The sequence below is a fragment of the Chitinophaga japonensis genome (genome assembly GCF_007830125.1).
Lineage (GTDB): Bacteria > Bacteroidota > Bacteroidia > Chitinophagales > Chitinophagaceae > Chitinophaga > Chitinophaga japonensis.
Window position 1 is genome coordinate 311,181 of the sequence record NZ_VLLG01000003.1, and the last position, 25,328, is coordinate 336,508.

The 25,328-nt window shown below is 53.4% G+C and carries 26 protein-coding genes; 14 read left to right on the plus strand and 12 right to left on the minus strand.

Features of this window, described 5'->3' with window-relative positions; all coding sequences use genetic code 11:
• The first annotated feature begins 50 nt into the window (after window positions 1–50).
• Window positions 51–1,871, plus strand: a complete 1,821-nt coding sequence (gene hscA / locus LX66_RS10270; RefSeq protein WP_145712725.1) for a Fe-S protein assembly chaperone HscA — start codon at window positions 51–53, stop codon at window positions 1,869–1,871.
• A 9-nt stretch (window positions 1,872–1,880) separates the two neighbouring features.
• On the opposite strand, the gene rfbD is transcribed toward hscA, so the two are convergent.
• The 6 genes from rfbD to LX66_RS10300 are packed head-to-tail and all read right to left on the minus strand — an operon-like array spanning window position 1,881 to window position 7,875.
• Entirely contained in the window at window positions 1,881–2,747 is an 867-nt protein-coding gene (rfbD, locus tag LX66_RS10275) for a dTDP-4-dehydrorhamnose reductase (RefSeq protein ID WP_145712728.1), read from the minus strand.
• Window positions 2,748–2,752: 5 nt separating this feature from the next.
• A complete protein-coding gene (gene rfbC / locus LX66_RS10280) occupies window positions 2,753–3,313 on the minus strand; it encodes a dTDP-4-dehydrorhamnose 3,5-epimerase (protein ID WP_145712731.1) in 561 nt (186 codons plus the stop codon).
• Window positions 3,314–3,320: 7 nt separating this feature from the next.
• Complete coding sequence (gene rfbB, locus LX66_RS10285) at window positions 3,321–4,376, minus strand: dTDP-glucose 4,6-dehydratase (protein ID WP_145712734.1); 1,056 nt, start codon at window positions 4,374–4,376, stop codon at window positions 3,321–3,323.
• 25 nt (window positions 4,377–4,401) lie between these two features.
• Window positions 4,402–5,346, minus strand: a complete 945-nt coding sequence (locus LX66_RS10290; RefSeq protein ID WP_145712738.1) for a UDP-glucuronic acid decarboxylase family protein — start codon at window positions 5,344–5,346, stop codon at window positions 4,402–4,404.
• A 44-nt stretch (window positions 5,347–5,390) separates the two neighbouring features.
• On the minus strand, window positions 5,391–6,737 hold the full coding sequence (locus tag LX66_RS10295) for a UDP-glucose dehydrogenase family protein (RefSeq protein ID WP_145712740.1): 1,347 nt from the start codon (window positions 6,735–6,737) through the stop codon (window positions 5,391–5,393).
• 10 nt (window positions 6,738–6,747) lie between these two features.
• On the minus strand, window positions 6,748–7,875 hold the full coding sequence (locus LX66_RS10300) for a DegT/DnrJ/EryC1/StrS family aminotransferase (protein ID WP_145712742.1): 1,128 nt from the start codon (window positions 7,873–7,875) through the stop codon (window positions 6,748–6,750).
• A 78-nt stretch (window positions 7,876–7,953) separates the two neighbouring features.
• Between LX66_RS10300 and LX66_RS10305 the strand changes: the two genes are divergently transcribed.
• A complete protein-coding gene (locus tag LX66_RS10305) occupies window positions 7,954–9,252 on the plus strand; it encodes a 3-deoxy-D-manno-octulosonic acid transferase (RefSeq protein ID WP_244620360.1) in 1,299 nt (432 codons plus the stop codon).
• On the opposite strand, the gene LX66_RS10310 is transcribed toward LX66_RS10305, so the two are convergent.
• Complete coding sequence (locus LX66_RS10310) at window positions 9,222–10,070, minus strand: hypothetical protein (protein WP_145712745.1); 849 nt, start codon at window positions 10,068–10,070, stop codon at window positions 9,222–9,224. The genes LX66_RS10305 and LX66_RS10310 overlap by 31 nt on opposite strands.
• Before the next feature lie 113 nt (window positions 10,071–10,183).
• Between LX66_RS10310 and LX66_RS10315 the strand changes: the two genes are divergently transcribed.
• Complete coding sequence (locus LX66_RS10315) at window positions 10,184–10,753, plus strand: thymidine kinase (protein ID WP_145712747.1); 570 nt, start codon at window positions 10,184–10,186, stop codon at window positions 10,751–10,753.
• Between the two features lie 6 nt (window positions 10,754–10,759).
• Here LX66_RS10315 and LX66_RS10320 read toward each other — a convergent pair whose 3' ends face one another.
• Both LX66_RS10320 and accC read right to left on the minus strand, forming a co-directional pair.
• Complete coding sequence (locus tag LX66_RS10320) at window positions 10,760–11,251, minus strand: GtrA family protein (RefSeq protein WP_145712748.1); 492 nt, start codon at window positions 11,249–11,251, stop codon at window positions 10,760–10,762.
• A gap of 80 nt (window positions 11,252–11,331) precedes the next feature.
• Window positions 11,332–12,816: an acetyl-CoA carboxylase biotin carboxylase subunit gene (gene accC, locus LX66_RS10325; protein ID WP_145712751.1), complete on the minus strand. Its 1,485-nt coding sequence runs from the start codon at window positions 12,814–12,816 to the stop codon at window positions 11,332–11,334.
• A 56-nt stretch (window positions 12,817–12,872) separates the two neighbouring features.
• Between accC and LX66_RS10330 the strand changes: the two genes are divergently transcribed.
• The 4 genes from LX66_RS10330 to LX66_RS10345 all read left to right on the plus strand — a co-directional run bounded on the left by LX66_RS10330 (window position 12,873) and on the right by LX66_RS10345 (window position 15,957).
• Window positions 12,873–13,532 (plus strand): heme exporter protein CcmB, encoded by a 660-nt coding sequence (locus LX66_RS10330; protein WP_145712753.1) that lies wholly within the window; start codon window positions 12,873–12,875, stop codon window positions 13,530–13,532.
• A gap of 78 nt (window positions 13,533–13,610) precedes the next feature.
• Complete coding sequence (gene ccsA / locus LX66_RS10335) at window positions 13,611–14,273, plus strand: cytochrome c biogenesis protein (RefSeq protein ID WP_145712755.1); 663 nt, start codon at window positions 13,611–13,613, stop codon at window positions 14,271–14,273.
• Window positions 14,270–14,509, plus strand: a complete 240-nt coding sequence (locus tag LX66_RS10340) for a CcmD family protein (protein ID WP_145712757.1) — start codon at window positions 14,270–14,272, stop codon at window positions 14,507–14,509. The genes ccsA and LX66_RS10340 overlap by 4 nt, the downstream gene beginning before the upstream one ends.
• 29 nt (window positions 14,510–14,538) lie before the next feature.
• Window positions 14,539–15,957, plus strand: a complete 1,419-nt coding sequence (locus tag LX66_RS10345; protein ID WP_145712760.1) for a Glu/Leu/Phe/Val family dehydrogenase — start codon at window positions 14,539–14,541, stop codon at window positions 15,955–15,957.
• Window positions 15,958–16,060: 103 nt separating this feature from the next.
• Here the strand turns inward: LX66_RS10345 and LX66_RS10350 are convergent, their stop codons facing one another.
• A complete protein-coding gene (locus LX66_RS10350; protein ID WP_145712762.1) occupies window positions 16,061–16,507 on the minus strand; it encodes a type I restriction enzyme HsdR N-terminal domain-containing protein in 447 nt (148 codons plus the stop codon).
• A 59-nt stretch (window positions 16,508–16,566) separates the two neighbouring features.
• On the opposite strand from LX66_RS10350, the gene LX66_RS10355 reads away from it, so the two are divergent.
• The 4 genes from LX66_RS10355 (at window position 16,567) to LX66_RS10370 (ending at window position 21,029) form a co-directional block, all read left to right on the plus strand.
• Complete coding sequence (locus tag LX66_RS10355) at window positions 16,567–17,337, plus strand: AMP nucleosidase (RefSeq protein WP_145712765.1); 771 nt, start codon at window positions 16,567–16,569, stop codon at window positions 17,335–17,337.
• A gap of 39 nt (window positions 17,338–17,376) precedes the next feature.
• Entirely contained in the window at window positions 17,377–19,131 is a 1,755-nt protein-coding gene (locus LX66_RS10360) for an ABC transporter ATP-binding protein (protein ID WP_145712767.1), read from the plus strand.
• Between the two features lie 90 nt (window positions 19,132–19,221).
• Window positions 19,222–20,271: a tRNA preQ1(34) S-adenosylmethionine ribosyltransferase-isomerase QueA gene (queA, locus tag LX66_RS10365; RefSeq protein ID WP_145712769.1), complete on the plus strand. Its 1,050-nt coding sequence runs from the start codon at window positions 19,222–19,224 to the stop codon at window positions 20,269–20,271.
• Between the two features lie 83 nt (window positions 20,272–20,354).
• Window positions 20,355–21,029: a 2-C-methyl-D-erythritol 4-phosphate cytidylyltransferase gene (locus LX66_RS10370; protein WP_145712772.1), complete on the plus strand. Its 675-nt coding sequence runs from the start codon at window positions 20,355–20,357 to the stop codon at window positions 21,027–21,029.
• Here LX66_RS10370 and LX66_RS10375 read toward each other — a convergent pair.
• Together LX66_RS10375 and radC are read right to left on the minus strand one after the other, a co-directional pair.
• Window positions 21,026–22,009 carry a Gfo/Idh/MocA family oxidoreductase gene (locus LX66_RS10375; protein WP_145712775.1) on the minus strand — a complete coding sequence of 328 codons (984 nt, stop codon included), beginning with the start codon at window positions 22,007–22,009 and terminating at the stop codon, window positions 21,026–21,028. The genes LX66_RS10370 and LX66_RS10375 overlap by 4 nt on opposite strands.
• An 88-nt stretch (window positions 22,010–22,097) precedes the next feature.
• Window positions 22,098–22,805: a RadC family protein gene (gene radC, locus LX66_RS10380; protein WP_145712778.1), complete on the minus strand. Its 708-nt coding sequence runs from the start codon at window positions 22,803–22,805 to the stop codon at window positions 22,098–22,100.
• Between the two features lie 200 nt (window positions 22,806–23,005).
• Between radC and LX66_RS10385 the strand changes: the two genes are divergently transcribed.
• The 3 genes from LX66_RS10385 (at window position 23,006) to pth (ending at window position 25,282) form a co-directional block, all read left to right on the plus strand.
• Window positions 23,006–23,956 (plus strand): ribose-phosphate pyrophosphokinase, encoded by a 951-nt coding sequence (locus tag LX66_RS10385; protein WP_145712782.1) that lies wholly within the window; start codon window positions 23,006–23,008, stop codon window positions 23,954–23,956.
• Window positions 23,957–23,990: 34 nt separating this feature from the next.
• On the plus strand, window positions 23,991–24,581 hold the full coding sequence (locus LX66_RS10390; protein ID WP_145712785.1) for a 50S ribosomal protein L25/general stress protein Ctc: 591 nt from the start codon (window positions 23,991–23,993) through the stop codon (window positions 24,579–24,581).
• A gap of 119 nt (window positions 24,582–24,700) precedes the next feature.
• A complete protein-coding gene (pth, locus tag LX66_RS10395) occupies window positions 24,701–25,282 on the plus strand; it encodes an aminoacyl-tRNA hydrolase (protein ID WP_145712788.1) in 582 nt (193 codons plus the stop codon).
• Window positions 25,283–25,328: the final 46 nt, after the last annotated feature.

Below are 25,328 nucleotides of genomic sequence, written 5' to 3' on the forward strand. Positions count from 1 at the left end.
GTTGGCCTGTTGTTTGCTGCAAAAGCTGTATAACCCTAAAAAGCGTTACTATGGAGGAAAAGGAAATGGTCGTAGGGATTGACCTGGGCACTACCAGCAGCCTGGTGGCTGTTATGCACCCTGTGCTGCGGCAGCCCCTCATCTTGCGGGAATACAACCGCAGCGCGTTGCTGCCTTCTGTTGTGCATTTTTCGGACGACCATCGTGTTATAGTAGGCGATGGCGCCCGGGAGCGCCTGGCCAGTCATCCCCGGCAGACTGTTTACAGCATCAAGCGCCTGATGGGCCGCTCCTACGATGATGTAAAAGAGCAGGCCGGTTTCTTTTCCTACCGCATTGCAGACGACGACCCGGAAAGCCTGGTAAAGATACAGGCCGGCGATAGGTCTTACTCTCCTGTGGAGTTATCGGCCTATATCCTGAAGGAGCTGAAAGACCGGGCATCGCAACTGCTAAAAGCCCCGGTGCGCAAGGCCGTTATTACGGTGCCGGCCTATTTCAACGATGCCCAGCGCCAGGCTACCCGCGATGCCGGCAAATTGGCGGGACTGGACGTGCTGCGCATCATCAACGAGCCCACGGCAGCCAGCCTGGCCTATGGGCTGGGGCTGCACCCCGGTGAGGAAAAGACCATTGCCGTATATGACCTGGGAGGCGGCACTTTCGACATTTCCATCCTGAAAATATCCGATGGCGTTTTTGAGGTGTTGTCCACCAACGGGGATACCTGCCTGGGAGGAGATGATCTTGACTATGCTATTGTAATGCACTGGGCGTCCCTGCATGAAATATCGCCGGAGGCCCTGGGCAGCAACAAGGGACTGGCGCAGGAGTTGCGCCTAAAGGCGGAAGCAGCAAAAAAACAGCTCTCCGATGGGGATTATTATGACGACCGGCTGGACAATTACGAACTGCAGCTCACAAGGGAACAACTGGAGGAGCTGGTACAGCCGCTGGTGGAAAAGACCCTGCAATGCTGCAAAAATGCCCTCACAGATGCCGGGTTGACCATGGAGGAGATAGATGCAGTGATCATGGTGGGCGGCGCTACCCGTGTGCCATTGGTGAAAAGCAGGGTAAGCGCTTTTTTCGGGAAACCGGTGAATGATTCCCTGCACCCAGATGAAGTGGTGGCCCTGGGCGCTGCCGTGCAGGCAGATATCCTGGCCGGCCATAACAAGGACCTGCTGCTGCTGGACGTTACCCCGCTGTCCCTGGGCATGGAAACCATGGGCGGGCTGATGGACGTGCTGATACCCCGCAATACCAGGATACCTGCCACCATTGCACGCAGCTATACTACCCAGCAGGACGGGCAGACCAGTATGAAAATAGCGGTGTACCAGGGAGAACGGGACCTGGTAAAGGACAACCGCAAGCTGGCGGAGTTCAACCTGGCCGGCATTCCCGCCATGGCGGCAGGGCAGGCCAAAGTGCAGGTGTCTTTTTTATTGAATGCGGATGGTATACTGGTGGTAAAAGCCGGGGAGCTGCACAGCGGCACGGAACAAAGCATTGAAGTAAAACCGCAATACGGGCTTTTGGAAGGAGTGGTGGAAGAAATGGTGCTGGACGCAATTAGTCATGCCGGGGAGGATACCCGGGAGCGCCTGCTGGTGGAAACGCAAACCGAGGCGCAGCAACTGCTGGACGTAACCGCCGTTTTCCTGGAACGGAACCCCGAGCTGCTGAGCGCGGCGGAACAGGACGCCACCCGCCAGGCCATGGCGGCTTTGCAGGACGCCACCGGCACCGGCAATCGCGACCTGATCCGGGATAAGATCACGGCGCTGAACGAGCTTTCCCGTCCGTACGCGGAACGGCTGATGGACAAGGCGTTGAAAGCGGGGATGGAGAGGAAGGAGCTGTAGCAGCTCCTTTTACAAATATTTCAGGCATTCCTGCAAACTGTCTTTCCAATATGGTATGCTGATACCAAAAGTATCCTTGATCTTCTGTTTGTTGAGCACACTGTAGGGTGGGCGCTCCGCAGGCGTGGGGTATTGGTCGGAAGTGATCGGCGATATCTCGCAGGAGGAGCCGGTCAGCTCCTTAATGGTCACCGCAAAATCATACCAACTGATCACCCCTTCATTACTGTAATGATACACGCCGCCAATGGAAGCATCCGGGTGCTCCTGCCGGTAGCTTAATATCTGCAGCAGTGCATGGGCCAGGTCTACCGCATAGGTGGGCGTGCCTGCCTGGTCAAATACCACGTTGAGGGAGGGGCGTTCCTGCATCAGCTCACGCATGCGTTTCACAAAGTTCATCCCAAACTGGGAGTACAGCCAGGAAGTGCGGACAATAATGGTCTCCGGGTTGTATCCCAGCGCCGCCGCTTCGCCCCGCAGCTTGGAGCTACCGTAGATGCTGCGCGGGCTGGCCTCGTCCGTTTCTGTATAGGGGCGGTAGTACCGGCCGTCAAATACATAATCCGTGGAAACGTGTACCAGTTGCGCATTGTGCTGCTGGCAGGCTTCCGCCAGGTTCAGCACCGCCTCAAAATTGAGCTGAAAGGCTTTCTCCTCTTCAGATTCTGCCTTGTCTACCGCCGTATAGGCCGCACAGTTAATGCAGGCCTGTATGGGCTGCGCCGTAAAAAAGGCGCCCACAGCCGCCGCATCCGTAATGTCCAGCTCCTGCCAGTCCGTATAAATAAAATTGAAGGCCGGGTATTGACCTGCTATTAAGCGGATGGCCTGCCCTAGCTGGCCGTTAGCACCGGTTACCAGAATATTTTGCATGAGCACTAGGAATTATAAATAAAATTATGATGGCAGTCTTCCAGCGTAGGCAGTACCATGTCTTTTTCGGACACGACCGCATCTTTCAGGTCAATGCCCCAATCAATATTCAGCGCAGGATCATTGTAAATGATACCGCCTTCACTGGCTTTATGGTAAAAGTTATCGCATTTATACATCACCTCCGCGGTTTCGCTCAGTACGGCATAGCCATGGGCAAAGCCTTTAGGCACCAGTAGCTGCAGTTTATTCTCCGCGCTCAGTTCTATGGTGAAGACTTTCCCATATGTAGGCGATCCTTTCCGGATGTCCACCGCTACATCCATGATCCGGCCTTCTAATGCCCTTACCAGCTTGGTCTGGGCATAAGGCTCCAGTTGGAAATGCAGCCCGCGCAGCACGCCGTAGGAGGAGCGGGCCTGGTTATCCTGCACAAAAGGAAAACGCAGCCCTTCCTGCTCAAAGGTGCCGGCATTGTAGCTTTCAAAAAAATATCCGCGGCTGTCGGCAAAAATCCTGGGCTCGTATATCAGCAGATCCGGTATTCCTGTTTCTGTAAATGGCATGCTGTTGTTATCTTTTTTGGTATTGCTCTTCGTAGTACTGCTGGTAGGCGCCGCTGGTTACATGCTGCAGCCATTCTTCATTAGCCAGGTACCAGTCTACGGTTTTTTCCAGTCCCTCTTCAAATTGCAGGGACGGTTGCCAGCCCAGCTCCTTGTTCAGCTTGGTGGCGTCTATGGCGTAGCGCAGGTCATGGCCGGCGCGGTCTTTCACAAAAGTGATCAGTTGGGCGGAGGTGCCGGGCGCGCGTCCCAGTTTTTTGTCCATGATCATGCAAAGGAGATTGATCAGGTCAATGTTCTTCCACTCGTTGAACCCGCCGATGTTATATGTTTCACCGGTACGGCCTTTATGGAAGATGGTGTCTATGGCGCGGGCGTGGTCCTCTACCCACAGCCAGTCGCGCACGTTCTCGCCCTTGCCGTACACCGGCACCGGCTTGTTTTGCCTGATGTTGCGGATGGCCAGCGGTATCAGCTTTTCAGGAAAGTGATGGGAGCCATAGTTATTGGAACAGTTGCTGATGATCACCGGCAGGTGGTAGGTGTGGTGGTAAGCCATCACCAAATGGTCCGAGCTGGCTTTGGAAGCAGAATACGGGGAGCGCGGATCGTAAGGCGTTTCCTCCGTGAAGAAGCCTTCCGCCCCCAGTGTGCCATACACCTCGTCGGTAGACACATGGTAGAACAGCTTGCCCTCCATACTGTCCTGCCAGTATTTACGGCAGGCATTCAGCAGCACGGCGGTGCCCAGCACATTGGTCCTGATAAAGGCCAGCGGGTCCATAATGGAGCGGTCCACATGGCTTTCCGCCGCCAGGTGGATCACGCCGTCAAACTGGTAGCTGGTAAACAGTTGGTCCACGAAGGCTTCGTCCGTAATATCACCTTTCTCAAAAGTGTAGTTCGGCTTGTCCTTCACGTCGGCCAGGTTTTCCAGGTTGCCGGCATAAGTAAGCGCGTCCAGGTTCACGATCCTGTAGTCAGGATATTTATTGACAAACAGCCGCACTACATGCGACCCGATAAAACCTGCGCCTCCGGTAATCAATAAAGTACGTTGCATAAGGTAGCAGTTGAGAAATGATTCTTTATTTATTTAATGCTTCCCTGAAATACTCATACGTGATCTTCAGGCCTTCCTGCCGGCCTACTTTCGGTTCCCAGCCCAGCAGCTCTTTAGCTTTGGTGATGTCCGGCTTGCGCTGTTTGGGATCATCTTTCGGCAGCGGCATGTGCACGATCTTCTGCCTGGTGCCCGTCAGGGCGATGATCTCTTCTGCAAACTGCTTCAGGGTGATCTCTTCCGGGTTGCCGATATTCACCGGCATGTGATAATCGCTCAGCAGCAGGCGGTAAATTCCATCCACCAGGTCGTCCACATAGCAGAAGGAGCGGGTCTGGGATCCGTCGCCAAAAAGGGTCAGGTCCTGCCCGGTAAGCGCCTGGCTCATGAAGGCCGGCAGGGCGCGCCCGTCGTCCAGCCGCATGCGGGGCCCATAGGTATTGAAAATACGCACGATCCTGGTTTCCACGCCATGAAAATTATGATAGGCCATGGTAATGGACTCCATGAACCGCTTGGCTTCATCATACACGCCGCGCGGACCAACGGGGTTTACGTTGCCCCAGTATTCTTCCGTTTGCGGATGCACGGTAGGATCGCCATATACTTCGGAGGTAGATGCCACCAATATGCGTGCCTTTTTTTCTTTGGCCAGTCCCAGCAGGTTATGCGTGCCCAGGGAGCCTACTTTCAGCGTCTGTATGGGCTTCTTCAGGTAATCAATAGGGCTGGCGGGAGAGGCGAAGTGCAGGATGTAATCCAGGTTGCCTGGTACATGCACAAACTTGGTTACATCGTGGTGATAATATTCAAATTCCGGTAAAGGGAACAGGTGCTCAATGTTTTTGATGTTGCCGGTCAGGAGATTATCCATGCCTGTTACATGAAACCCTTCCTTAATGAACCGGTCGCACAGGTGTGAGCCCAGGAAGCCGGCGGCGCCGGTTATTAAAACTCTTTTTTTACTCATAATAGCAATTTTATGCTGAACGTGGAATGCAAAACGCTTCCGTATTAAGCGTTCTGCGTTTTAGGTACAGCATTCTGCGTGGCCGTTGCTGTTGCGCGGCCCACGCTTTCATAATAAAATCCCAGTTCCTGCATGCGCTGTACGTCAAACAGGTTCCTGCCGTCGAAGATCACGCGGTTTTTCAGCTCCTCTTTGATCTTGTCGAAATCCGGGGTTCTGAAAACGCTCCACTCCGTGGCAATGATCAGCGCATCCGCATCCTGCAGGCAATCGTACTGGTGATCGGCATATTGTATCTTATCGCCCAGCAGTTGCTGTACATTGGCCATGGCTTCCGGGTCAAACACGCAGAGCTCCGCGCCTTCCCGCAGCAGCGATTCTATAATGTACAGGGCCGGTGCTTCTCGGATATCGTCCGTATTGGGCTTAAAGGCCAGGCCCCACAACGCAAAACGCCTGCCCCGCAGCTCGCCGTTAAAGTAGGCTTTTATTTTAGGCAGCAGGAAAAGCTTTTGCTTTTCGTTCACGTCCATCACGGCATTCAGTATCTTGAAATCATACTGCACTTCCTGGGAGGACCTTACCAGCGCCTGCACATCCTTGGGAAAGCAGCTACCGCCGTAACCAATGCCCGGGAACAGGAAGCGCTTGCCAATGCGGTCGTCGCTACCAATGCCCCTGCGCACCATGTCCACATCAGCGCCCAGCTTTTCGCATAGTACGGCTACCTCGTTCATGAAGGAAATTTTGGTAGCCAGGAAAGAGTTGGCGGCATACTTGGTCAGCTCGGCGGATCTTTCATCCATGAACAGGATGGGGTTGCCCTGGCGCACAAAAGGCGCATACAGGTCGCCCATTACCTTGCGGGCCCTTTCAGAACGGGTGCCTATCACTACGCGGTCCGGCTTCATGAAGTCCTCCACGGCCACGCCTTCCCGCAGGAATTCCGGGTTGGATACCACGTCAAACTCATGCTGGCAGTGCTGCGCAATGGCGGCCTGCACTTTTTCGGCGGTGCCAACGGGTACCGTACTCTTGTCCACGATCACCTTGTAATCAGTGAGCAGCTTGCCCAACTGTTCCGCCACCTTTAATACAAAAGAGAGGTCTGCAGCACCATCAGCGCCGGGGGGCGTGGGCAGGGCCAGGAAAATCACCTGGGCGTCCTTAATGCCTTCTGCCAGGCTGGTGGTAAAATGCAGTCGTTCTTCCTTCAGGTTGCGCTCGAACAGCTTTTCCAGTCCCGGCTCGTAGATGGTGATCTGGCCGGAGGATAATTTTTTTACTTTGTTCTCGTCAATATCCACACAGGTGACATTGTTCCCTGTTTCTGCAAAACAGGTGCCGGTGACTAAGCCTACATAACCGGTGCCTACTACGGTGATTCTCATTGCGGGGTGTTTAGTTTAAGAATGATTGAACTGAATTAATGATGTGCGCCAGTTGGTCCTGGTCCATTTCAGTGTGTATCGGTAAGGAAATTACTTTCGTGGTCAGATCATCGGTAACCGGTAACCGGAAATCAGCGCCGCCAAACCCGGCAAACATCTTTTGCCGGTGGGCCGGTACCGGGTAATAGATCATAGACGGAACATTACGCTCCTGCAGGTACTTTTGCAGCTCGTCCCTGCTGGCCCCGTTCAGTTGCAGGGTGTATTGATGGTACACGTGATAGCTGTAAGGGGCGCGGTAAGGCACCGTGATCTGCGGAATGCCGGCAAAAGCAGCGTCATAAGCATCTGCCACGGCACGGCGGGCGGCAATATACTCATCCAGCAGTTGCAGCTTGATGCGCAGCACCACGGCCTGCAGGGTGTCCAGCCGGGAATTGACGCCTACCACATCGTGATAGTAACGGGCGGACTGGCCGTGGTTGACCACCATTTTTATCCGGGCAGCCAGCTCCTCATCGTCTGTAAAGAGTGCGCCGCCATCCCCGTAGCATCCCAGGTTCTTGGAAGGGAAAAAGGAGGTGCAGCCAATATGCCCGATGGTGCCGGTCTTTTTTACCACGCCATCCCGGAAGGTATAGTTGCCGCCAATGGCCTGGGCATTGTCCTCTATCACGGTGATGTTATGTTTGCGGGCAATGGCCATCAGCGGTTCCATATCGGCGCTGTGGCCGTAGAGGTGCACCGGCACAATAGCGCGTGTTTTAGGCGTAATGGCCTTTTCCACGGCGGCGGGGTCCAGGCAGTAGGTTTGCGGGTCCACATCCACAAATACCGGTTTTAGCTGCAGCAGGGCAATGACCTCCGCTGTAGCTATGAACGTAAAGGAAGGCGTGATCACCTCATCGCCAGGTTGCAGTCCTATTGCCATCATGGCTATCTGTAACGCATCTGTACCGTTGGCACAGGGTATTACGTGCTTTATTCCCAGGTATTCCTGTAATTCCGCGGCAAACTGCTGTACCGGGGCTCCGTTAATAAAGGCGGCGCTTTTCAGCACCTCCTGCATCGCAACATCTACCTGCTCTTTTATTTTTGCGTACTGGCGTTTCAAATCCACCATCTGAATAGGAACCATGCGGAATAGGTATTTTAAAATGTTTTAAAGTGTGCAAATTTACAAAAATTGGCGTTGGATGGCGATTATCTTTGTGCAATGCTGACCACCTTTATATATAATATAGCCATTCAGTTGTATAAAGCGGGCTTGACCATAGCGGCCGTTACCGGTAACCGTAAGGCCCGCCTGTGGCTGGATGGGCGGCGGCAATGGGTCGGGAGAATGGAAAAGGACCTGGGCAAGGATAGTGGAACTCCGCTCATATGGGTGCACGCCGCCTCCCTGGGGGAGTTTGAGCAGGGCCGGCCGGTACTGGAAGCGCTCCGGAAGCAGCACCCCGGCTGCCGCTTGCTGCTGACTTTCTTTTCCCCCTCCGGCTACGAAGTAAGAAAGGACTATAAAGGCGTGGATCACGTGTACTATTTGCCGTTAGACACCCGGGGGAATGCCCGCCGTTTCCTGCAGATCGCGCAGCCCAGGCTGGCCATTTTCATCAAGTACGAGTTCTGGTACCACTTTATGACAGCGCTGCACCGGCGGCAGGTGCCGGCCATCCTCATTTCCGGCATTTTCCGCGAGGGGCAGCCCTTTTTTAAATGGTACGGGGGGCTGTACCGCCGCCTGCTGCGGCAGCTCTCCCACATCTTTGTACAGAATGCGGGCTCCCTGGAAATGCTCCGGCAGATCGGGATCAACCATGTGTCGGTAGCTGGCGATACCCGTTTTGACCGGGTATGGGCGCTGCAGCAGGAGGCGGTGGAGCTGCCGCTGGTAAAGCGCTTCTGCGGCAAGGCGCAGGTAATAGTGGCCGGCAGCACCTGGGAGAGCGATGAAAGCGCCCTGTCTGCCTGGTGGGCAGGCCATTATGAGGCAAACCGGCGCCTGATCATCGCCCCGCATGAGATCAATGCGCAGCATATCAGGCATTTACGGGAGCTGTTCCCCGGCGCGCTGTTGTATTCGGGGCTGGTATCCGGCGTACAGGCAGACGGCCTGCCGGATGTGGACGTGGAACATCCCGGGCAGGTGCTGATCATAGATAATATCGGTATGCTTTCCTCCCTGTACCGCTATGCCTGCGTAACCTATGTAGGCGGCGGGTTTGACAGCGGGGGCATACATAATGTGCTGGAACCGGCCACCTATGGCAAACCCGTGGTATTTGGCCCTGTGTACGATAAATATGCGGAAGCAGTGGAACTGCTGGCCGCTGGCGGCGCTTATACCGTGCCGCATGCGCCGGCGCTGGCGCAGCAAATGGAGCAGCTATTGCTGAATGACGAGCTTTGCACGCAAACGGGATACGAGGCCAGCCGCTATGTAGCGGAGAACAAGGGGGCCACCGATAAAATACTGGCGTATATTCAGGAAAAACGTTTTTTGACCAGCGTATAGAAATGCTGCACCACGCGGGTGTCGTCCAGCCAGCCCTGCCGGATCTTCAGCTCCCGTTCTATCCAGTACTCCGCCTCCTGCAGGGAGCGGAACTCGTTGATGGTTTTGATGGAACGTTCGTACATATCCACATCACCCCGGAACAGTTCCTGAATGAACTGGAACTTGTCGTTGATACCAATGGCCTGCTTCAGGTCCTTTACGGGCATTTCTCCCAGCCGGTCGCCTATTTCTGATTTGCTTTGCTTGAGCCGGTCGTTCAGGGAGGGCGTATGCTGTGCTACCAGCTCATTGATCTCCTTCCGTAAGCTATTGGTCTCTTTGGTTTTAGCCGCAGCAGGGGCCTGTTCTATGTCAAACAGGGTGGCGGCTGCGGCTGGTTTTTCCTGCACGGGCCGGGGCGCAGCGGCTGCGCTTTCTGTAACCGGGGGTGCAGGGGGAGGAGTGGCTGCCACCGGTTGGGGTGGTAACACCGGCTCCGGTATGGGCTCCGGCGCAGGCGCTATGGGTGGCTGCTGCCTTTCCGGCGCGGGGGCCACTGTTGCAATATCTTCGTGATGTGAATTCGTATATCCGTTATGATAAGCAGGCGCTGTAACGGCGGCCGCGGTAGCCGCTTGTGCCGGCTGCGAAGGCATGATCACCGCAATATGGCGCTGGGGCTGCCTTTCGGCCTGCTGCTCCTGCGTGCGTTGAAGAGTACGGGCATGCAATATCTCCGCCTGCAGCAGTTGCGCATAATAGGATATGGCCTGCAGGTCTGCGTTGGAGCTTTTTAACTCCTGCAATTTGTCAATTAATGCACTGATCTTTTCCATGCCTTAATAGAATTGAAGGTAATTCTCAACTTGTTAACGCAGTGTGAGAGAATTTATTTTCTTTGCATAAAGTTAGCGTTTTTCACGCATTTGCTAATTTAAAACGGCATGATATGTTTATTGAACCTTCCCTTGCCGGGGAGCGCAGAGGGTGGATTGAGGTGATATGCGGCTCTATGTTTTCCGGTAAAACGGAGGAGCTGATACGCCGGCTGAAAAGAGCCAGGATTGCCAACCTGCGGATTGAGATATTTAAACCGGGTATAGATACCCGTTATGATGAGCAGGATATTGTGTCGCATGACGAGAATAAAGTAATGTCCACCCCAATTGACAATTCACAGCAGATCTTGTTGCTGGCCCAGGAAGTGGATGTAGTAGGTATAGACGAAGCACAGTTCTTTGATGCGGAGCTGCCCTATGTATGCGACCAGTTGGCACTGCGGGGCATACGCGTGATCGTGGCCGGGCTGGATATGGATTATAAAGGCCGCCCCTTCGGCACCATGCCCAACCTGCTGGCCAAGGCGGACTATATCACAAAGCTGCACGCCATCTGTGTAAAGTGCGGCAACATTGCCAGTTTTTCTTACCGTAAAAACGCCAGCAGGGAAACCGTTTTACTGGGAGAGCAAAGCCTGTATGAGCCCCGGTGCAGACATTGTTATTACAGCGAGACCTGACAGGTTTTAAAACGCCTTCAGTTTTTCAGACTTTACCTTAAATGTAAATTTCTTCTGCGTGAGGTAGCTGAAGCATACCACGAAAAATGTGGTCAATATCTTCGAAATGGTGGGGTAAATGTGGAAGATCTCTACAAATACCTTCATGAACACATAGTTCAGTAAGATACAGGCGCTTACCAGCATAAAGTAGCGGAACAACTGGATGCGCCCCCGCAGGTTGGATTCGGAGAATACAATGTATTTGCTGAGCAGGAAACCTGTAGGGAAAGTGATGGCCAGGGCCATGAACAGGGCGGCGATGTGCGGTGTGATGGTCAGGAAGGGCAGGTGCACCATCTGCTTGGCCAGCACGAAATTATACATAATGAAGTAGAGGAAGATATCCAGCAGGGTATTGCCGCCTCCGCAGGCGAGGTATCGGAACGTTTGCAGTGGCAGCAGCCTGGCAAACGGCCGGTAGAAGAAATCGATAAACTGCAGGATAAACCGTCTCATATTATATAATATCGCTTCATATTATAGAAATATCACAAATTTAGAACATTTTGCCTGAAAGAAAACCGCAGCGGGCCAACTTATCGCAATGTTTTCCGTTTTTTCCACTGGCCGTTTACAGCAGGAGCAGGCGCAGGGCCTTGTACCTCCCGGTTCTCCTGCCATAGCTGCGCCGCCAATATAGCCGCAGCACGGGCAGCGGTGGCGTCCGGCTGCAGCAGCAGGGAAGGGACAAAATGCTTGCCAATAAAATGCGTATCAAATTTACCCTCAATAAAAGCCGGGTGCTGCAGGACCCAACTGCCAAAGGCCAGGGTGGTATGGATGCCTTTTACCTGGTATTCTTCAATGGCGCGCAGCAGTCGTAGGCGCGCCTCTTCCCGGTTGGCGCCCCAGGCAATCAGCTTGGAGATCATGGAATCATAGTACACCGGTATTTCCATTCCCTGCTCATAGCCGTCGTCTACCCGCACCCCGTAGCCCTGCGGGCGGATATAAGTGGTCAGTGTGCCGGTGTCCGGCAGGAAATTGTTGGCCGGATCCTCCGCGCAGATGCGCAGCTCTATCGCATGCCCGTTGATATGCAGGCTGTCCTGGGTAAAGGACAGCTTTTCTCCCCGGGCTATCCGTATCTGTTCTTTCACCAGGTCCAGCCCCGTGATCATTTCTGTAACGGGGTGCTCCACCTGCAGGCGGGTGTTCATTTCCAGGAAATAGAAGTTCAGCGCTTCGTCTACCAGGAACTCCACCGTACCGGCGCCATGGTAGCGGCAGGCACGGGCCACGTCCAGCGCACATTTGCCCATGGCGGCCCTGATGGCCGGCGTAAGGCAGGAGGAGGGCGCCTCTTCCACCAGCTTCTGGTGCCGGCGCTGTATGCTGCACTCCCGCTCAAACAGGTATACGTAGTTGCCGTGCTGGTCGCCCAGCACCTGTATCTCGATATGCCGGGGTGCGGCCACATATTTTTCTATAAATACCGCATCGTCACCAAAGGCGCTCATGGCCTCGCTTTTGGCCAGCCGGATCTGCTCGGGCAGCTCTGCCTCGTTGTTCACCACCCGCATGCCCTTGCCGCCGCCGCCCGCGGAGGCCTTGATGAGGATGGGAAACCCGGTTTTCTTTACCACCTCCTGTGCTTCCTCCAGGCTGCGCAGCGGCGATTCCGTGCCCGGCACCATGGGCACGCCGAATTTTTGCGCCGCCTGTTTGGCCGCCAGCTTGCTGCCCATCATCTCGATGGCGTTCGCATCCGGGCCTATGAAAATAAGGCCGGCCTCCGCTACGGCCCGCGCAAAACGGGCATTTTCGCTTAAGAAGCCATAGCCGGGGTGTATCGCATCTGCACCTGTTTGCCGGGCTACGGCAATGATCTTGTCGCCCAGTAAATAGGACTGGCCGGAAGGGGGCGGGCCTATACAAACGGCTTCATCGGCGTATTGCACAAAAGGCATGGTACGGTCCGCTTCGGAGTACACGGCTACGGTCTGAATACCCATTTCCCTGGCGGAGCGCATTACCCGTAAGGCAATTTCCCCGCGATTGGCTACCAGTATTTTTTGCATGCGGTTGCGATTGTTAAGGAGCGAAGATAGAGAAATGCTGACTATCTTTGCCCGGTATGCCTGTCATTCATCAAACGCTTACCCTGGTAAAAAAGGACCTGGTGCTGGAACTGCGCCAGAAATACGCCTTCTACGGTATCCTGCTGTATATCATTTCCACCGTATTTGTGATCAATATGATGATGGGCCAGCCGGAAGAAAAGGTGTGGAACGCCCTGTTCTGGGTGGTGCAGCTCTTTGTATCCGTGAATGCCATTGCCAAAAGCTTTATCCAGGAAAGCCGGGGCCGGCTGCTGTATTTCTACTCCCTGGTGCATCCGCGCTGCTTTATCGCCGCCAAGCTGCTGTATAACATCCTGTTAATGGGGCTGATGAGCGTCATTGCCCTGGTAAGCTGTATCATATTCCTGGGCAATCCCATCATTAATATCGGCTACTTTACAGGCGTGGTCATGCTGGGAGGGCTGAGCCTCTCCCTGCTGTTTACCATGCTGGCCGCCATTGCCGCCCAGGCCAACCAGAATGCCGCCCTGATGGCCATCATGGGCTTTCCCATCATGATGCCGCTGCTGATGCTGCTGGCCAACATCGCCCGTTCGGCCTTTGTGCCCGTTCTCCAGCCGGGATTGCCCAACATGTTCCTGCTGCTGGCCGGGATGGATGTGCTGATCATCGGCCTGGCCATGATCCTGTTCCCCTTTTTATGGAAAGATTAGGGCGGCTGTAACCGGTTGTAATATTTTGTGATTAGTGATAAAACCTGTAGGTTTGCCCCCAATATATAGCTGACAAAAATGGCAAAACATTGGTGGAAAGCGCTGGCGGTACTCTTGCTTTTATACACGATCATAGCCGGGTTCCTGGTAAAGATACCGGTCATAGAAAACAACGAGCAGTCAACGCGCAACCTCTTCTTTCACGTGCCGATGTGGATTAGCATGTACACGCTGTTCACCATTTCCGTAGTCAATTCCATCCTTTACCTGGGCAAATACGACCTGAGAAAAGACATCCTGGCCAGTTGCGCGGCCAATGTAGGCGTACTGTTTGGCGTGATGGGCTTTGTTACCGGTTCTGTGTGGGCCACCTACACCTGGGGCGGCACGCTCACTAGCGATCCCAAGCAGATATCCACGGCCGTGGCCTTGCTCATTTACCTGGCCTACCTGGTGCTGCGCATGTCTGTAACGGATATCGACAAGCGGGCCAGGGTGTCTGCCATCTATAACATCTTTGCTTTTGCCCTGTTAATACCTTTAACGTATATCATTCCCCGCATGGTGGATTCCCTGCATCCCGGCAGCGCTACCAGCCCGGGTTTCCGGGGAAAGGACACCAGCGGCACGCTGATGATGGTGTTCTATCCCGCATTTACCGGCTGGACATTGCTGGGCGTATGGATCTACACCTTGCGGGTACGCTATAAAAGACTAGAGCTAAAAAATATTTTTAAATGATCAACAGAGCGTCTTACTTTTTCCTTACCCTGGCTTTATTACTTCCCTCCCTGCTGGTGCAGGCGCAACAGCAGAACACGGAAACCGGTCCCGTAAATGAATTGCTGCGCAGCAATGGCAAAATTTATGTAGTAGTAACGGTGCTGACGATCATTTTTATTTGTATTGTGTTATACCTGGTCAGGCTGGATCGCAAGATCAGTAAGCTGGAACATCAACAACAGTCTAAACCATAACCAGAACAATATCTCCAAAACAATTTTTTATGTCGCAAGAACAGCATTATAGTTTCTTTGAAAGTGTAGAAAAAAGCTTTGACAAGGCTGCGCAGTTCACCAAATGGCAAAAAGGCATACTGGAGCAGATCAAAGCCTGCAACGCCGTATACCGCATCAAATTCCCGGTAAGGGTAGACGACAGGATAGAGGTGATAGAAGCTTACCGGGTGCAGCACTCCCATCATAAACTGCCCTGTAAAGGCGGTATCCGCTTCAGCGAGGAAGTGAACCAGGATGAGGTGATGGCCCTGGCAGCGCTGATGACCTATAAATGCGCCATTGTAAACGTGCCGTTTGGTGGCGCCAAAGGCGGTATCAAGATCAATCCCCGCAATTATTCCCCCTTTCAGTTGGAAAATATCACCCGCCGCTACACGGCCGAACTGGTGAGGAAGAACTTTATCGGTCCCGGCGTGGACGTGCCGGCGCCTGACTACGGCACCGGCGAGCGGGAAATGAGCTGGATACTGGATACCTACACCAGCCTCCGGCCCGGAGAGGTGGACGGCTATGGCTGCGTAACCGGTAAGCCGGTATCACAGGGCGGAGTGCGTGGTCGTAAGGAAGCCACCGGCCTGGGCGTGTTCTACGGCCTGCAGGAGCTGTGCAATATTAAGGAAGATATGCAGCGGATAGGCCTGGAGCCGGGCCTGGAAGGCAAGCGCATCATCGTGCAGGGCATGGGTAACGTAGGCTACCATGCCGCCAAATACTTCCATGCCGCCGGCGCCCACATAGTATGCCTGATTGAGTGGGACGGCGCCATCTACAATGAGAAAGGCATGGACCCCGACGCCGTGCTGAAACACCGGAACGAAACCGGCTCTATCGTAGGCTTCCCCGGCGCTGTGAACCTGGAAAAGAATACGGACGGCCTGGAACTGGAATGCGACATCCTGATACCGGCCGCGCTGGAAAATGTGATCCACAAGGATAATGCGCCCAATATCAAGGCAAAGATCATAGGCGAAGCGGCCAACGGGCCCATTACCCCCGAGGCGGACACCATCCTGAATAAAAAAGGCGTGATCGTGGTACCGGATATGTTCCTGAATGCCGGCGGCGTAACGGTTTCCTATTTTGAATGGTTAAAGAACCTGAGCCATGTGCGCTACGGCCGCCTGGGCAAACGCTTTGACGAGAATATGAACATCCACATCCTGAGCACCATCGAGGACCTGACCGGAAAGAAAGTCTCCGAAAAGGAAAGGAAGTTTATCGCCCATGGTGCCGATGAAGTGGACCTCGTATACTCCGGCCTGGAAGAAACCATGCACGCCGCCCTGCATGAAGTGCGTGAAATAATGGTGACCAACAGCAAGATCCATGATATGCGTACGGCCGCTTATGTATGCGCTATTGACAAAGTAGGCGCGGCATACGAGCAGTTGGGCATTTTCCCGTGATAAAAAGTAAAAAATTAAAAATAAAAAAGCGGAAGGCAGCCTTTCAAAAGAAAGCGCTGCCTTTTTGTTGAAAGACAGCGCCACTATTTTTATTTTTAATTTTTTACTTCCCGTAGGCCGGTATTTGTGCCGTAAATGCCCATTCCCCTTCCTCCGGCCGGTACAGGCAGCAGTAGGTGTTCACCCCGTTGGTGATCACCAGGTACACCGCCCGCAGCACCAGGTGGTAGCGGACGATCTGCTCCACGGTGAGCAGGCTGAGAGGCACGTTCATTTCCTTGCACTCCACGATCATCCAGGGCTGCATGCTGCGGTCGTATACCACGATATCGCAGCGTTTACGCAGTTCGCCCAAATGTATTTCCTTTTCAATACCGATCAGCGAAGCGGGATATTGCAGCCCCTTTACCAGGTAGTTCAGGAAATTCTGCCGCACCCATTCTTCCGGCGTAAGCGTTACATACTTCTTCCGGTAACGGTCAAATATCAGCTCTTTGCTGCCTTCCCGTACCATTTTAAAATCGGGCGCAGGAAACTCAATGGCGATCATGGCACAAAGCTAATGCAAAAATGTCGCGGGAATAACGTACATTTGCGTGTCAAAAGGCTATGAAGACAAAAGAAGAAATTGTAGCCAATTGGCTTCCCCGCTACACAGGAGAAAAGCTGGAAAATTTCGGCTCCCACATCCTCCTCACCAATTTCAGTAGTTATCTCAATGCGTTTGCCACCCTGCACAAAACAAAGGTGGTAGGCACCGCCCAGCCTATGCAATGCGCCACGGCAGATGACATTACGATCATCAACTTCGGCATGGGCAGTCCCAGCGCCGCTACCGTGATGGACCTGCTGAGCGCCATCTCCCCCAAGGCGGTGCTGTTCCTGGGCAAATGCGGTGGTCTGAAGAAAAAGAACAGCATCGGGGACCTGATCCTGCCCATTGCGGCCATCCGGGGAGAGGGTACCTCCAATGACTACTTTCCGCCAGAAGTGCCTGCCCTGCCGGCTTTTGCGCTGCAAAAGGCCATTTCCACCACCATCCGGGAATACGGCTGCGACTACTGGACCGGCACCTGCTACAGCACCAACCGCCGGGTGTGGGAGCATGACCTGGAGTTTAAAAGGTACCTGCAGCGCATCCGCGCCATGGCGGTGGATATGGAAACGGCCACCATCTTTTCCGTAGGCTTCTATAACAAGATACCCACCGGGGCCCTGCTGCTGGTGAGCGATCAGCCCATGGTGCCGGAAGGAGTGAAAACGGCTGAAAGCGACAAGAAGGTAACCTCCGAGTTTGCAGACCGCCACCTGAAAATAGGCATAGACTCCCTGCAGAACCTGATCAACAGCCACCAAACTGTGAAGCACCTACGATTTTAGATTTATGATTTTAGATCGTAGATTTATCTAAAATCGTATATGCCGGACCCGCTAGTCTCTATCCAGGACCTGACCGTTACCTTCGCGGTAGAACAGGAAACCGTAAAGGCAGTGAACAATATCACGCTGGACATTCCCCGCGGAAAGATACTGGGCATAGTAGGAGAGTCCGGCTCCGGCAAGTCTGTAACAGCACTGTCCCTTATGCGCCTGGTGCAGGCGCCGGGCAGGATCGCGGCTGGCCGCATCCTGTACCAGTTGCCCCGGCAGGCCCCGGCAGACCTCCTGCAGTTATCCCCCGAAGAGATGCGTACCTGGCGTGGCAATGAAATAGCCATGATCTTCCAGGAGCCCATGACCTCCCTGAATCCTTTATATACCTGTGGCGCACAGGTAATGGAAGCCATCCGCCTGCACAAAAAAGTATCCGCTGCCGTAGCGCGGCAGCAGGTGGTGGAGCTGTTCCGCCAGGTAAAGCTGCCGGACCCGGAGCAGTTGCTTCGCCGGTACCCGCATGAGCTGTCCGGCGGGCAGAAGCAACGGGTGATGATCGCTATGGCCATTAGCTGCCAGCCCCGCCTGCTGATAGCGGACGAGCCTACTACGGCGCTGGATGTGACCGTACAAAAAGCCATCCTGGAACTGTTGAAGGAATTACAGCGGGAAACCGGCATGAGCGTGGTATTTATTACCCACGACCTGGGGGTGATTGCAGAAATAGCGGACCAGGTGGCGGTCATGTACAGGGGAAGCATTGTGGAGCAGGGACCGGTAGCGGAGCTGTTCCGCCAGCCGCAGCATCCTTATACCAGGGGGCTGCTGGCCTGCCGCCCGCCCCTGGACAAGCAACTGTACCGCCTGCCGGTAACCCCGGACTTTATGGAAACGGACGCTGCCGGCAATATCCGGGGAAAGCCCCATGCCGTGAAGGAGTTGGTGAACAGCCTGGTGATCCCGCCCGGACAGGCCGCCGCCAGGGAGCAGCAACTGGAGCAAAGTACGCCCCTGTTGGAAGTGGAGCAATTGCAAACCTGGTTCCCGGCCAGCCGCAACCTGCTGGGCAGGGGGCGCGGATGGATAAAGGCGGTAGACGGCGTGAGCTTTACGGTGTGGCAGGGGGAGACTATGGGGCTGGTAGGGGAGTCTGGTTGTGGCAAGACTACCCTGGGCAGAACTTTATTACGGCTGGTAGAACCAACCGGCGGCCGTATTGTTTATAAGGGGAAAACATTGAATAGCCTGGCTGCCGCCGACCTGCGGGACCTACGTAAAGATATGCAGATCATTTTCCAGGACCCTTACTCCTCCCTGAACCCCCGGCTCACGGTAGGGCAGGCCATCATGGAGCCTATGCTGGTGCATGGCTTATACGGGCATGAGCGGGGCCGCCGGGAAAAAGCGCTGGAGCTGCTGGAAAAGGTGCACCTGCGCCCGGAGCATTTCTACCGGTACCCCCATGAATTTTCCGGCGGGCAGCGGCAGCGGATAGTTATTGCCCGGGCGCTGGCCGTGCATCCGTCCTTTATTATCTGTGATGAGTCCGTAGCTGCGCTGGATGTAAGCATACAGGCACAGGTGCTGAACCTGCTGATACAGCTCCGGGAGGAATACGGGTTCACCTATATCTTTATTTCACACGATCTTGCTGTGGTACGGTTTATGAGTGACCGTATGATGGTGATGAACAAGGGCCGGATAGTGGAAAACGGGCCGGCAGAACAGGTATATAATCAGCCGGAAAGCGCTTACACCCGGAAGCTGATAGCAGCCATACCGAAAAATATATATTCATAAATGATTGTATTGTAATGCAGAAAATGTTTTTTTGGTATACTAGCTGCTTATCAGTACCTTTGCAACCTTTAAATTCATTCATACCGTAATATGAAATTATCGCAATTCAAGTTCGATCTTCCTTTAAATCTGATCGCGCAGCACCCTTCCAAGTCCAGAGATGAATCCCGTTTAATGGTCGTAAACCGTGCCACGGGAAAAATTGAGCACAAGCTTTTCCGGGACATTATCAGCTACTTCAATGACAAGGACGTCATGGTGGTGAACAACACCAAGGTATTCCCTGCCAGGCTGTATGGACGTAAGGAAAAGACGGGCGCTAAAATCGAAGTGTTCCTGCTGCGTGAGCTGAACAAGCAGAACCGGCTGTGGGATGTGATCGTAGACCCTGCCCGTAAAATAAGGGTAGGCAATAAGCTGTATTTTGGGGATGACGAATCGCTGGTAGCGGAGGTGATCGACAATACCACTTCCAGGGGCCGTACCATCCGCTTTTTGTTTGAGGGCAACGACGACGAGTTCAAGGCCGTGCTGGACACCCTGGGAGAAACGCCCCTGCCTAAGTACATCAAGCGCAAGCCGGAAGACGAGGATAAAGAGCGTTACCAGACCGTATACGCCAAGTACGAAGGCGCAGTGGCCGCCCCTACGGCAGGCCTGCACTTCAGCCGGGAGCTGATCAAGCGCCTGGAAATAAAAGGGATCAAGTTTGCCGAGGTAACCCTCCACACCGGTTTGGGCACTTTCAGGCCCATTGAGGTGGAAGACCTCAGCAAGCATAAAATGGATGCCGAGTATTTCCACATCGACGAGTATGCCGTAAAGATCGTGAACAAGGCAAAGGACGAGAACCGCAAGATATGCGCCATCGGCACTACTACCGTAAGGGCCGTGGAATCGTCCGTTACCGCGCAGAACCATTTAAAGGCTGCGGAAGGATGGACCAATACCTTCATTCATCCGCCCTATGACTTTTCCATTCCCAATGCGCTGGTGACCAACTTTCACCTGCCCAAGACCAGCCTGCTGATCATGGTGTGCGCCTTTGCCGGATACGACCTGATCATGGAAGCTTACCAGCAGGCCATCAAGGAAAAATACCGTTTCTTCAGCTATGGCGATGCCATGCTGATCCTCTGATCATATTGATTGTTTCAGGATAAAAAGTCTTCCGGGCTCAGCCCGGAAGACTTTTTTAATGCTATATTTGGATTTTTCCCTTCATGGAGCAGCGAAAGAAAATAGCCGTTATAGTAGCCGGCGGCGCCGGCACCCGCATGGGCAGCGCCACTCCCAAGCAATTCCTGGAGCTGGCCGGCCGCCCGGTATTGTACCATACCATTGCCGCTTTTGTAAATGCCTATGCCGATATGCAGGTAGTGCTGGTAGTGCCCGAAGCCCATTTTGGCCCTGCGCGGCAGGTGCTGGAGGGCTTTGCCGCCCCGCCCCCCGTTACGCTGGTAAAAGGAGGGGAAACCCGCTTTCATTCTGTGAAGAACGGTTTGCAAACAGTGCAGGAAAAGGCTGTGGTGTTTGTGCACGATGGCGTGCGCCCCTTATTGTCGGCTGCATTGATACATAGCTGTTATGAACAGGCTTTGCTGCATGGCAATGCCATCCCGGTAACGGATGTGAAGGACAGCCTGCGGGAGGTGAACGGTACCGGCAATAAAGCCGTGAACAGGGAACAGTTCAGGATCATACAAACCCCGCAAACGTTTTTGTCGGAGCAGTTGCTGCCCGCCTTTGAGCTGCCATATGATCCTTTGTTTACAGATGAAGCTACCGTGGTGGAAAGGCTGGGGCACCGGATACACCTGGTGGCCGGCGAGGAAAGCAATATCAAGATCACCCGCCCGCTGGACCTGGTGATTGCGCAGGCATTGTTAAACGGTTAGGAAACAGCGGGAGAAGACTGGTTTTTGCTGATCTTCTGCAGTATCTGGTGTGCTACATCCAGGGCCTGCAGGCCGTCAATCACGTTCACGGCTACCGGCTTATGCTGCAGGATGCTGTCGCGGAACAGCTCCAGCTCCATGCGGATGGCATTTACCTGCTTTACTTCCGGGTTGTCGATAGCGATGGTCTTTTTACCGGCATTGGTTTCAATATCCAGGGTAAACAGCCCTTCATCCGCCGGGGTTTTCAGCTTGATGATCTCCGTTTTCTTATCCAGGAAATCAATCCCTATATAAGCATCTTTCTGGAACAGGCGCATTTTGCGCATTTTCTTCAGCGATATGCGGCTGCTGGTAAGGTTGGCCACACAGCCGTTATGGAACTCTATACGCACGTTGGCAATGTCCGGCGTATCGCTCATCACCGCCACGCCGCTGGCGGAAATACGGCTGATGGTAGACTGCACGATGCTCAGCACAATGTCTATGTCGTGGATCATCAGGTCCAGTATCACGCTTACATCCGTGCCCCGGGGATTAAACTCGGCCAGGCGGTGCACTTCTATGAACATGGGTTTGAGCGGGTAGCCTTTCAGCGCCAGGAATGCCGGGTTAAAGCGCTCCACATGCCCTACCTGGAATTTTACATTGGCCTCCTCCACCAGCTTTACCAGTGTTTTGGCTTCTTCCATGGTATTGGTCATGGGCTTTTCCACGAAAATATGCCGGCCGTTGCGCAGGGCTATCTCGCACAGCTTGAAATGCTGGGTGGTAGGAGCTACTATATTAATGGCGTCTGCCGCCAGTATCAGTTCTTCAGCAATAGTGAAACGCGGAATCTGGTATTGCGCTGCCACGCTTGCCGCATTGGCGTTGCTGGGGTCATAGAACCCCACCACTTCTACATCCTTCATCGTCATCAACTGGGAAAGATGGATCTTACCAAGATGTCCGACACCAAAAATTCCTATTTTCAGCATAGCAGATTTTAATAGAAACAAATGAATTGCGAATGTAAGGAAAATGCAATTCATTATATCCAAAAGTTTAGCTATGTGAAATGCGGGCCTATACCATGGTGCCTTCCTCTACCATACTGTAATAACCTGCTTCCGACACAATGATGTGATCTATCACTTCGATATCGAACAATTGCCCTGCTGCTTTGAGCTTGCGGGTAAGCCCTATATCGGCCAGGCTGGGGGTGAGGCTGCCGGAAGGATGGTTGTGGCAGAGCAGCAGGCGGGATGCGCCGGTTTCCAGGGCTTCCCTGAAGATAAGCCTGGGGTCTGCAATGGTGCAGCTAATACCGCCGTTGCTGATGCAGCGGTAATGCAACACGCGGCAGTTGTGATTCAGGTAAAGTACGTAAAAAGCTTCGTGATCGCTGTCGGCCAGTAGCGGTTTGAAGAAAAGCGCGGCCTCCTTGCCCCCGGTGATCACCTGCTTTTCCAGCATGGTGCCGGCCTGCTTACGCCGGGCCAGCTCCATGGCGGCAACAATGGTAACTGCTTTGGCATTGCCAACGCCCCGCAGTTTTTTGAGCTGCCGTACATTTAGCTTTCCCAGCTCGCCCAGGTTATAACGGGCGGTGTGCAGTATTTCTTTGGCAAGTGCAATGGCGGATTTCTGTTTATGGCCGTTATTGAGCAGAATAGCCAACAGTTCTGCATCGCTGAGGGCGGCAGTACCTTTCCTGATCAGTTTTTCTCTTGGCTTATCATCCGGGGCCCAATCTTTTATGGGAACATGCAGCGGGGTTACTTTTGCATCCATACCTTAAATTACATCCCTCCTCCTGGTTTTCCAAATATTTTATTCCACACTCCCCCCTTTAGGGGGCGCTAAAGGTGCTGGTAATGCCGGTGTTACCTATGGCTAAAAGGGTGAAAGTGTGGCTCGTGGCTGCCGCCGTTAAAAAAAATAGGGCAGAACGGGCCAAATGTTATAGTTTTGCAACCTCTTTTTCCACAGTCATGCAACCATCAGTAAAAATCTTTACAGGCAACAGCAACCCCGCACTGGCGGAGAAAATTGCCCGGCGTTATGGCAACGGCCTGGGTAAATTACAGATCCAAAAATTCAGTGATGGCGAATTTCAGCCCGTATACATGGAGAGTATACGGGGAGATTATGTATTCCTGATCCAAAGCACCAACGCTCCTGCAGATAACCTGATGGAGCTGCTGCTGATGATCGATGCCGCCAAAAGGGCCTCCGCCGGGTATATTACGGCCGTGATCCCTTATTTCGGCTTCGCCCGGCAGGACAGGAAAGATAAGCCCCGCGTGGCCATCGCCTCCAAGCTGGTAGCCAACCTGCTGACCTCTGCAGGCGCTAACCGGGTGATTACCATGGATTTACATGCTCCGCAGATTCAGGGTTTCTTTGACATACCGGTGGATCACTTGGACAGCTCCGCAATTTTCATCCCGTATATTGAGAATTTGAAGCTGGAAAACCTTACCTTTGCGTCCCCCGATGTGGGTAGCACCAACCGGGTAAGGGAAGTAGCGTCTTATTTCAACGCGGAAATGGTGATATGTGACAAGCACCGCAAGCGCGCCAATGAAATAGCGTCTATGGTGGTGATAGGGGATGTGGCAAATAAGGATATCGTACTGATAGACGACATCATTGACACGGCAGGCACCCTTACCAAAGCGGCCAACCTGCTGAAGGAAAAGGGAGCCCGCAGCGTACGGGCGTTCTGTACGCACCCGGTATTGAGCGGAAAGGCTTACGAGAACATTGAAAATTCGGTGCTGGAAGAGTTGGTGGTATGTGATACCATGCCGCTGAAGCAGGAAGGCTCCAAGATCAAGGTGATCAGCGTATCAGAGCTTTTTGCCGTGGCCATCCGCAACATGCACGAGAACAAGTCTATTACCAGCCTGTTTGTGCATAGCCACCGGAGAGGATTATAAGGATTTTATTCATATTCATAAACTGTTTAAGCAAATGAAAACAATAACCATCGAAGGACAACTCAGGAGCGAGCTAGGCAAAAAAGCCACCCGCCAACTTCGTTCTGAGGACCAAGTGCCTTGCGTTATTTATGGGGGTGCCGACACCGTTAGTTTTTCTGCTCCGGCAAAAGCTTTCAAGAACCTGGTATATACGCCGGACTTCCAGTTGGCCGAAATCACCGTCAACGGTAAAACCTACAAATGCATTCTGAAAGATATGCAGTTTGACGTAGTGACCGACCAGCTCACCCACATCGATTTCCTGGAACTGGTAGAAAACAAGAAAGTGGTGGCCGATCTGCCGCTGAAAATGGTAGGTCAGTCTGTCGGTGTAAAAGCAGGCGGTAAGCTCGTAGTAAAAATGAAGTCCGTAAAGGTAAAGGCCCTGCCTAAAGACCTGCGCGAGAACATTGAAGTAGACATCGAGAACCTGGAGCTGAATGAGAACATCCGGGTAGAAGACATAAAAGCAGAGAACCTGGAAATACTGAACTCTCCGCGTATTCCCGTTGCATCTGTGGTAATGACCCGCCAGTTGCGCCAGGAAGAAGCAGCCAGCGAAAAAGAAGCGAAGAAGAAATAACATTCCTTTACGGATATTTTCACAAAGGCCCTGGTCCCGTTTACGGACCGGGGCTTTTTGCGTTTATACGGACAAGCAGATTTAAATTTTTATTTTTGACGGGTATTTAAGACATAAGGATGAAGTACTTAATAGCCGGGCTGGGCAACATCGGCGAAGAATACAGGCACACCCGCCATAATATAGGCTTTGACGTAGCAGAGGCGTTTGTGGCCAAACATGGCGGCGTTTTCAGGAGCGACCGGCTGGCAGATGTGGCGGAGTGCCGCTGGAAAGGAAAGGTGTTTGTAGTGATCAAGCCCACCACTTATATGAACCTGAGTGGCAAAGCCGTCAAATACTGGATGGATAAGGAAAAGGTTCCCCTGGAGCAATTGCTGGTGATCATGGATGAACTGGCTCTGCCCCTGAATGTGCTGCGCCTCCGTCCCGGTGGCAGCGATGCGGGCCACAACGGGCTTAAAAGCATACAGGAACTGCTGGGCACCAACCAGTATCCGCGCTTGCGTTTCGGTATCGGCAATGATTTTCCCAAAGGGCGGCAGGTAGAATATGTGCTGGGCCGGTGGACGGAAAAGGAATGGCCGCTCGTGCAGCAGAAAATAGAAAAATCGGTGGAGATCATAGAAGCGGTTGCTTCCATTGGTATTGCCAGGACAATGAATAATTATAATAATTTGACTTTCCCTTCTGTCGAGTAAATTTGCGTAACAGAAACGGAGCCATTTTATTTAACCTTTTTAAATG

Bases quoted from the DNA above. Each gene is read 5' to 3' on its own strand.
- hscA (WP_145712725.1), top strand. From the start codon at position 51: ATGGAGGAAAAGGAAATGGTCGTAGGGATTGACCTGGGCACTACCAGC.
- rfbD (WP_145712728.1), bottom strand. From the start codon at position 2,747: ATGCAAAATATTCTGGTAACCGGTGCTAACGGCCAGCTAGGGCAGGCC.
- rfbC (WP_145712731.1), bottom strand. From the start codon at position 3,313: ATGCCATTTACAGAAACAGGAATACCGGATCTGCTGATATACGAGCCC.
- rfbB (WP_145712734.1), bottom strand. From the start codon at position 4,376: ATGCAACGTACTTTATTGATTACCGGAGGCGCAGGTTTTATCGGGTCG.
- LX66_RS10290 (WP_145712738.1), bottom strand. From the start codon at position 5,346: ATGAGTAAAAAAAGAGTTTTAATAACCGGCGCCGCCGGCTTCCTGGGC.
- LX66_RS10295 (WP_145712740.1), bottom strand. From the start codon at position 6,737: ATGAGAATCACCGTAGTAGGCACCGGTTATGTAGGCTTAGTCACCGGC.
- LX66_RS10300 (WP_145712742.1), bottom strand. From the start codon at position 7,875: ATGGTTCCTATTCAGATGGTGGATTTGAAACGCCAGTACGCAAAAATA.
- LX66_RS10305 (WP_244620360.1), top strand. From the start codon at position 7,954: ATGCTGACCACCTTTATATATAATATAGCCATTCAGTTGTATAAAGCG.
- LX66_RS10310 (WP_145712745.1), bottom strand. From the start codon at position 10,070: ATGGAAAAGATCAGTGCATTAATTGACAAATTGCAGGAGTTAAAAAGC.
- LX66_RS10315 (WP_145712747.1), top strand. From the start codon at position 10,184: ATGTTTATTGAACCTTCCCTTGCCGGGGAGCGCAGAGGGTGGATTGAG.
- LX66_RS10320 (WP_145712748.1), bottom strand. From the start codon at position 11,251: ATGAGACGGTTTATCCTGCAGTTTATCGATTTCTTCTACCGGCCGTTT.
- accC (WP_145712751.1), bottom strand. From the start codon at position 12,816: ATGCAAAAAATACTGGTAGCCAATCGCGGGGAAATTGCCTTACGGGTA.
- LX66_RS10330 (WP_145712753.1), top strand. From the start codon at position 12,873: ATGCCTGTCATTCATCAAACGCTTACCCTGGTAAAAAAGGACCTGGTG.
- ccsA (WP_145712755.1), top strand. From the start codon at position 13,611: ATGGCAAAACATTGGTGGAAAGCGCTGGCGGTACTCTTGCTTTTATAC.
- LX66_RS10340 (WP_145712757.1), top strand. From the start codon at position 14,270: ATGATCAACAGAGCGTCTTACTTTTTCCTTACCCTGGCTTTATTACTT.
- LX66_RS10345 (WP_145712760.1), top strand. From the start codon at position 14,539: ATGTCGCAAGAACAGCATTATAGTTTCTTTGAAAGTGTAGAAAAAAGC.
- LX66_RS10350 (WP_145712762.1), bottom strand. From the start codon at position 16,507: ATGATCGCCATTGAGTTTCCTGCGCCCGATTTTAAAATGGTACGGGAA.
- LX66_RS10355 (WP_145712765.1), top strand. From the start codon at position 16,567: ATGAAGACAAAAGAAGAAATTGTAGCCAATTGGCTTCCCCGCTACACA.
- LX66_RS10360 (WP_145712767.1), top strand. From the start codon at position 17,377: ATGCCGGACCCGCTAGTCTCTATCCAGGACCTGACCGTTACCTTCGCG.
- queA (WP_145712769.1), top strand. From the start codon at position 19,222: ATGAAATTATCGCAATTCAAGTTCGATCTTCCTTTAAATCTGATCGCG.
- LX66_RS10370 (WP_145712772.1), top strand. From the start codon at position 20,355: ATGGAGCAGCGAAAGAAAATAGCCGTTATAGTAGCCGGCGGCGCCGGC.
- LX66_RS10375 (WP_145712775.1), bottom strand. From the start codon at position 22,009: ATGCTGAAAATAGGAATTTTTGGTGTCGGACATCTTGGTAAGATCCAT.
- radC (WP_145712778.1), bottom strand. From the start codon at position 22,805: ATGGATGCAAAAGTAACCCCGCTGCATGTTCCCATAAAAGATTGGGCC.
- LX66_RS10385 (WP_145712782.1), top strand. From the start codon at position 23,006: ATGCAACCATCAGTAAAAATCTTTACAGGCAACAGCAACCCCGCACTG.
- LX66_RS10390 (WP_145712785.1), top strand. From the start codon at position 23,991: ATGAAAACAATAACCATCGAAGGACAACTCAGGAGCGAGCTAGGCAAA.
- pth (WP_145712788.1), top strand. From the start codon at position 24,701: ATGAAGTACTTAATAGCCGGGCTGGGCAACATCGGCGAAGAATACAGG.